Raw genomic sequence first — 7,466 nt, 5'->3', positions numbered from 1 at the left:
CCCCCCCCCCCCCCCCCCCCCCCCCCCGAGTATAAGTAGTATTAATGGCGGTATTAACGCAGTTCGTATTGAGGAATCGAAGTGGACGAAAGATACGAACGTCGAGATCGTCGGCACTGTAAATTTGACAGGTGACCGATCCGTTAAAGGGATCTGGATGAGTGAAAAGAATGACTCACGCGTGAGGCTTAATGATAATTTGTTGACGGTCGGTGCAGATGGAATTAATGCCAATTATAATGAACCTCAGATTTATTTCCGGGGTGGCCGAGTCACCTCTAGCGGATCATCGCTCGTTATCAGGTCGCATACTTACGGTTCTGCTGAATTGGGTCAGTATGGTGAGAAAGTGTTCTATAGTTTTGGAATAGATGCTGTAATTTCAGATAATAAAAACCGTAAGGTAGGTTTGGTCATCAATGGAGGGCATAAGGCGGGAGAGCGTGGGCTGGTCTCCCTTTTCGGGGAGCGTGCCAACACTTTTACAGGAGATGTTATTGTAGAAGGGGAATTTAATCAATTATATCTAGCAAAGCAGAATGGTGTCCAAGCTGTTAGGGGTAATATTTATATTAAAGATAAAGGGGCTGTAGTTATAGATGGTAGTGATCAAATCGCCGATTCATCTACCGTAACGCTTTCTGGCTCGTACTCGACTTTAAGGTTTATTGGTACAAGAAAGGATATAAGGGAGAAAATTAAAGATCTGGTCGTAACGAATGGACAGGGAGTCATGAACTTCACTCATGACCCCAGAGTTCCAGATGACTCTTCTAAAAAAACACTCTTCCTGGATGATTTGATTATTAAGAATGGGGCGTCGCTGCGCATTGCGTCTTGGCAAGCGGGGCGGGATCACTTGCTCGTGCGTAAGGACAGCAAGCACCTCGCAGATGCGCTTAAGAAGATCACAATCGACGGCTGGGCGAAAAACCAAATCTACCTGAAAGACTACGATAAAGACTATTGGTCAATCGAAGCCGCCCCCGAACCCGCGACCTGCGGCGCACTCCTCGGCGCACTGGGCCTCGGCCTCGTGGCGTGGCGCCGACGACGCAGTCCGCGAGCAAGCAGCAGCAGTAGCCTTTAGTTTTTGTGAGCTGATTGCGCTATGGGACAGATCTCGTCTCATAGCGCAAACTGGCTACGTTTTTAATAATGGCGCACTCTGGCTTCACATGTGCGGTCCCTTTACCGCTTTTTACATGCGGGTGAGCAGGCGCAGGCCGAGGAGTTTCAGGCCGGTTTCGAGGAGGAGGAGCGTGCGGGTGCACAGCAGGAGGCGGCGCGCGCGCGTGGCGGGCTCGTCGCTGAGGACTTTATCGGCGGCGTAGAAGCTGCTGAAGCTGCCCGCCAGCTCGAAGAGGTAGGTACACAGGAAGTGCGGGCGGAACTGCGCGGTGGTCGCCTGGAGGACGGCGGGGAATTGGAGCAGCTTTCGTGCGAGGGCGAGCTCGTGCTCGGTCTCGGGTGGAGTGGGCGCGGCGTGTGCGGTATCTGCACTGGTCGCCGCCGCCGTCGCGGGGGCATTCGCCGATTCTTCCTCGGTGGCTGTCGCCATTGAGCCGCCAGCAGCGCTGTTGCCGCCGTCGCCGGTCGCGGCCGTCGCAGTGTCGGCAGTGCTGCGCCCGTTTTCGCCGCCGGTCGCCGTGTAGGGATCAAGGCCGAGTTTACGAAAGATGGAGTGGATGCGGGTGACGGCGTAGAGGAGATAGGGCGCGGTGTTGCCGTCGAAGGAGAGGAGCTTGTCCCAATCGAAGACGTAGTCGCTGCTGCGGTTTTGGGAGAGATCGGCGTAGCGCACGGCGCTCACGCCCACGGTTTCGGCGATGTGGCGGCGGTCGGCTTCGGGGAGCTCGGGCGACTTTTCGGTGACGAGGGCGAAGGCGCGCTCGACGGCCTCGTCGAGCAGGCTTTGCAGGCGGACGGGGTCGCCGGTGCGGGTTTTCAGGGCGCGGCCGTCGTGGCCCAGGATCGAGCCGAAGGAGAGGTGCTCAAACTTGGGCAGGCGGTAGCCTTTTTTCGCGTACCATTTTTGGGTGGTGAGCCAGAGTTGCTCGAAGTGGTCGTTCTGGCGGGTGTCGGTGAGGATTATGATGGAGTCGGCGGCGAAGTGCTCGGTGCGGTAGAGCATCGTGGCGAGGTCGGTCGTCGCGTAGTTTGAGGCGCCGTCGGACTTGCGGATGATGAAGGGCTGCTTGGCGAAGCGCGGGTGCTCGGGGTGGAAGACGACGAGCGCGCCTTGCGACTCGGTGGCGAGGCCGCAGCTCTGCATCTCGTCGTAGATGCGCGGGAGCTTGTCGTTGTAGAAGCTCTCGCCGAGCTCGTGGTCGAAGCGGATGTCGAGCTGCTCGTAGATGCGGTGAAAGGCGGTGGAGCTGATGCGGTTGATCTCGTTCCAGAGGCGGAGGTTCTCGGGGTCGCCTTGCTGGAGTTTGACGAGCTCGGCGCGCGCGGCGTCGAGGACGGCGGGTTGTGTCTTGGCGGCTTCGTCGGCGACTTTGTAGAGGCGCTCCAGCTCTTCGAGCGGGTCTTGGGCGAGGGCGTTTTCGTCGAGGCGGTTTTTGTAGCCCCAGATGAGTTTGCCAAACTGGGTGCCCCAATCGCCGATGTGGTTATCGCGAATCACCTCGGCGCCGCAAAACTCGAGCAAACGGCAGATCGTCTCGCCGATGACCATGCTGCGGATGTGGCCGACGTGGAGCTGCTTGGCGGTGTTGGGCGAGCTGTAGTCGACGAGGGTGCGCTCGCCGCCGTGGTAGCTGGCGGCTCCGGCGCGGAGTTTCCGCGCGCTGTCGTAGTGGAGGAGCCAGTCGAGGAGTACGGCGGGGCGAGCGCGGAAGTTGATGAAGCCCGGGCCGGCGATGGCGACCTCGTAGCGGTCGCGGAGCTCGGCGGGCAGGGCGGCGAGGAGCGCTTCGGCGACGGCGCGCGGGTTTTGCTTGTGCGCCTTTGCGTAGGGGAGGACGCCGTTGGCCTGGAAATCGCCGTGGCGCGGATCGGCGGGGCGTACCTCGGGCGAAAACGTGTCGGCCTCGTCGAGCGCGGCGGCGGTCGCGGCGTGTTTGAGCGCGGCGTCGAGTTCGGCGGCGAGGTTGAAGCTCACAGGCGTCGTTGTGTGCATAAGTGCGCGAGTGAACGGGGCGAGCGGCGGGGCGGTCAAGCAGCGGGGGATTCTTTTGCGCGGTGGCGCGCGAGTTTTCAGACCGCACCCCGTTTGCGCGGGTTTTTGGTAAAACCGTTACACGAGTTTTAACTCATTTAAAAAAAACGGGTTGCGAAATCGTAAAAATGCTTCCGCGCCGCGCATACGTAAAAAATCCCCTTGTGTCCGCGTTTCCCGATCCGCTTTCAGCCAGCCCCTCCACGGGCCTTTCTGCGCAACGCAGCAGGCCGGTGTTTTACCCCCTGATCCCCCAAGCAAATCCCTGCAGATCGGGCCCTGATTTCTGCGGCTCGATCTCGGTTAACCCCCAATACGAAATACAATATGATGAGACATTCCTGGAAAATAGTGGCGGCTGCTCTGGCCACGGGCTCCGCAGTACTGGCGCAGCAAGTGGGCGCTCAATCAGCGCCTGCCGCTGCGACCGCGCGAGCCGCAGCGGCGGATGCTGAGGTCGTCACGCTCTCGGTGTTCGAGGTGTCTTCGTCGGCCCCCGCGCGTTATCAAGCATCCGAGTCGGCGGCAGGCGGCCGCATCACGACGAGCATCATGGATACGCCGACGACGGTGACGGTGCTCACGACTGATTTTCTGGACGACGTAGGCGGCACGCGCGTGCTGGAGGCCGCGAAGTACGTGGCGGGCGTCTCGGAGGCGACGATCCCCAATGCACTCGACCGCGTGATCATCCGCGGCTTCCAGACGGATGGCCGCATCGTGGATGGGTTTCGCACGGGCGGTCAGGCCAACTACGACCACGGCGCGATTGAGCGCGTGGAGGTCGTCAAGGGCCCCGACGCGGTGTTGCTGCCGACGGGTGCGCCTGGTGGCACGATTAACCTCGTCACCAAAAAGCCGCAGTGGACGGCGGGCGGCTCGCTCAAACTCCAGGTCGGCGAGTACGACGCGAACCGCGTGGAGGCCGACGTCACGGGGCCGCTCAGTGAGCGCTTCGCCTACCGGGTGGTCGCCGCAGTGCAGGACAACGAGGGCTATATCGACGGCACGTTTCGTGAGTCCACGCTGCTGACGCCTTCGCTCACCTGGCGGATCGCGCCGCAGAGCAACCTCACCGTGCGCTACGAGTACTACTACTTCAAGGCGGCCAACATTGTGGGCATCCCGACCGATCCGAGCGTGGGCACGGGCGATCCGTTCAAGGTGCTGGAGGGCGTGCCGCACAACTTTAACCCGACCTTCGGCAAGGACTACGAGTTTCGCCGGACGACGGCGCACACGGGCGACTTCCTGTTTACCTCTACCGTTACGGACAAGCTCTCGGTGCGGCTCGCGGGCCGCGTCGTCGAGATGTACACGCCGGACTCCGATCTGCGCATCCGGCTCAACACGCCCGGAGGCAGCCGCAATCCCTTCACCGGCGAGTGGGAGGGCGGCGTCGATTGGGTGAACACCGCGCCCGCTGGCAGCCCGCCGAACTTTGTCGCGCAGCCTGCCGCGCCCGTCAGCCCGATCATCGGCATCACTGGCACGCGCGGCGATTACACGGAGCGCCATCGCGACTTGCAGAACGACTGGTCGTACATCGTCAACGGCGACCGCGTGACCTCCTCCACACTGCTGGGCTTCTCGTACTCGTACTTCGCCAACACGGGGCAGGGCTACTTCCGCACCTCGCCCGACATCGACATTACCAAGGAGACGCGCCCGAGCGGCCCCGCTGTCGTGAGCACCGTGCCCAACCGCGATGTGCGCCACAATATCAGCCGCTACCAAGTCTACCTCACCGAGCAACTGGAGCTCTTCAACAAGCGGCTCATGCTCTCGGGCGGCGTCGCGCACCTGACTTTTAACGGGATGTTCCAGAACCGCTTCGAGCCCGCGTATCCGCCGCCGAATGCCTCGCTCGCAGGCCAGTCCTTCAGCGGCTCGGGCAGCAAGGCGACCTACAACTACGGCGTCGTCCTCAAGCCGCTGCGCGACCGCAACGTCTCGCTGTACTACGGCCACACGCAAAACGCCGTGCCAGTCGGTGGCGGCGAGTACCGCCTCGCCAACATCGGCCAGGCCCCGCTGTTTTCGGAGGGCACGCAGGACGAGTTTGGCGTGAAGACCAACTTCTTCGACGGGCGCGTGATCGCCTCGGTCGCGTACTACGAGATCGAGCAGACCGGCTACGCGCTGCACCACCCGGGTAACTTTGCCACGCCGCAGCCGCCCGCTCCGCTGCCCCCGATCATCAGCACGCGCAAGGGTAGCGGTTGGGAGTTTCAGGTCGCGGGCTCGATCACCGATAACCTCTCCATTATCGCGAGCTGGGCCGACACGAAGAACCGCAACCCCGACGGCATCATGCTCAACAGCTCGGCCGAAGAATCCGGTGCGGTGTTCGTGCGCTATGAGGTCGGTCGCGGTGCGCTGCGCGGATTCGCCGTCGCCGTCGGCGCGAATTATCAGGGCAAGCGCGCAGCGGGCGATACTGCGGGCTACACCGACGCTTCGACGCCGACCAACCTGATCCCCAACCAGCCTTCGGCCTACATGCCCGAGCGCACGCTCGTCGATGTGACGCTGAGCTATGCACGCGGCAACTGGAGCTACGGGCTCACGCTGGCCAACGCGCTGGACAAGACCTACTACGCCGCCGCCGATAGCCGCGACCTCATCAACGTCGGCACACCGCGTAACCTTTCCGGTTCTGTAAGCTGGAAATTCTAAGGGGCGAGGCGCCCCGGGCCCTATTGCGCGCTCGGCCCGTTGGCCGAGCGCAGCTCGTGGGTGCTGCGGGCCCTTTTTCTGGTAGCGCAACAATCAAACAAACACGAAGCCCGTCTCTTTCCCTGCCTGTGCAGGGGCCGACTGAGCGACCGCTTCCATCGAAAACCTCTTCACCGCGAGCCGCCAACGAGCGGCTCGCAAAATCAAAAGGGGCTGCGACCCAAACCGTCGAAGACCGCATGCTAAAACTGATCCGAAAACTCGTCGGCCCGGCTTTTACCCCGGGGCTGTTTGTCGTCGTGGGGCTCGCGCTGGTGAGCAGCGCGATTGTGGCGCTCACCTCTCGCGAGGAGCCCGAGGGCATCGAAATCGTGGGCTTCGCCTGGCAGAAGCACGCGGCCTTTGTCCCGCGCGTCGAGCGCTGGAATCGCGAAAACCCGGACCGCCCCTTCGTCCTCAAGCTGCTCTCCACGCGCAACCTGGAGCGGCGGATGCTCTCGGGCTTTTTGTCGGGCACGCCGCTGGCGGACATGCTCGACACGTATGAGGAGATTTTTCCGAAAGCCTTTCTCGGCCCGATTGAGCACGTGGGCTTCCTCGACCTCACCGACCGCATTCACGCCGAGGGGCTCTACGAGCAGTTTAACGAGCCCTCCTTTTCGCACCTCACTTATAAAGGGCGGATTTTTGGGCTGCCGCAGGACGTGCATCCGGTGCTGCTCGCGTATCGCTCGGACATCGTGGAGGCCGCCGGCATCGACGTGTCGCAGATCGAGACTTGGGACGATTACTTCCGCGCCATGCGCCCGCTCATGGCCGACCGCGATGGTGACGGGCTGCCCGATCACTACGCGCTCAGCCTATCGGACGTCGCCGCGGGCGAGATCTACATGCTGATCATGCAAAACGACGGCACGCTCTTCGACGAAGACGACGAGCCGAACTTCGCGACCGAGCGCAACGCGTGGACGCTCGCCAAAATCATGACCTGGATCACGGGCCCCGAGCGCGCGACCTTCTATGTGCAGGACGGCTCGATCGGCAACAAGCAGCGGCTCGATGGACTGGTCATCGGCACCATGCTGATCGATCCCGCTATCGGGATGTGGAAGATCGAAAACCCCGGGCTGGCGGGAAAAGTGAAGCTGATGCCACTGCCCGCTTTTGAAAAGGGAGGGCGCCGAACGAGCGTGATCGGCGGCTCGATGATGAGCATCAACAAGCGCAGCCCGCACATCGACGCGTGTTGGGAGATGACCAAGGAGCTCTACATGTCGGCCGAGGTGGCCGAGAGCACGTGGCGAATCGCGGGCATCGTATCGCCGGTAAAGGCACTCTGGAAGGAGCCGTTTTACCACGAGCCCGATCCGTTTCTCGGTGGCCAGTCGCCCGGCACGCTTTTCATCGAGCAAGCCCCGCACGTGCCGCGCCGCCCGTCTTCGCCCTACAGTTTGCTGGCGCGGGCGCGGCTCGGCAGCGCGGCGATGGCGCTGCGTGCCTACGCCGAACGGCACGACATTTACGACATCGAGCGCCTCCAGCCCGAGGCCTTGCGTTTGCTGAAGAGCGAAGAAGAAGCCCTCAAAAAACTGATCTCGCGAAACCGGCTGCTCGAAGAAGGAGC

4 protein-coding genes are annotated in these 7,466 nt (G+C 62.0%); 3 read left to right on the top strand and 1 reads right to left on the bottom strand.

All coding sequences use genetic code 11. From position 1 onward, the window contains the following. Positions 1-157: 157 nt before the first annotated feature. On the top strand, positions 158-1,090 hold the full coding sequence (locus tag AXK11_RS09720) for a PEP-CTERM sorting domain-containing protein (protein WP_156469195.1): 933 nt from the start codon (positions 158-160) through the stop codon (positions 1,088-1,090). 111 nt (positions 1,091-1,201) lie between these two features. Here AXK11_RS09720 and argS read toward each other — a convergent pair whose 3' ends face one another. Then, complete coding sequence (gene argS / locus AXK11_RS04270; RefSeq protein ID WP_231865755.1) at positions 1,202-3,124, bottom strand: arginine--tRNA ligase; 1,923 nt, start codon at positions 3,122-3,124, stop codon at positions 1,202-1,204. 366 nt (positions 3,125-3,490) lie between these two features. On the opposite strand from argS, the gene AXK11_RS04265 reads away from it, so the two are divergent. Both AXK11_RS04265 and AXK11_RS04260 read left to right on the top strand, forming a co-directional pair. Continuing rightward, positions 3,491-5,842 (top strand): TonB-dependent siderophore receptor, encoded by a 2,352-nt coding sequence (locus tag AXK11_RS04265; RefSeq protein ID WP_082780879.1) that lies wholly within the window; start codon positions 3,491-3,493, stop codon positions 5,840-5,842. Between the two features lie 239 nt (positions 5,843-6,081). Next, positions 6,082-7,466 (top strand): ABC transporter substrate-binding protein (locus tag AXK11_RS04260; protein ID WP_068629667.1); only part of this gene is annotated, 1,385 nt, incomplete at its 3' end.

The sequence above is a fragment of the Cephaloticoccus primus genome (genome assembly GCF_001580015.1).
GTDB lineage: Bacteria > Verrucomicrobiota > Verrucomicrobiia > Opitutales > Opitutaceae > Cephaloticoccus > Cephaloticoccus primus.
This window is presented reverse-complemented; position numbering and strand designations above follow the sequence as displayed.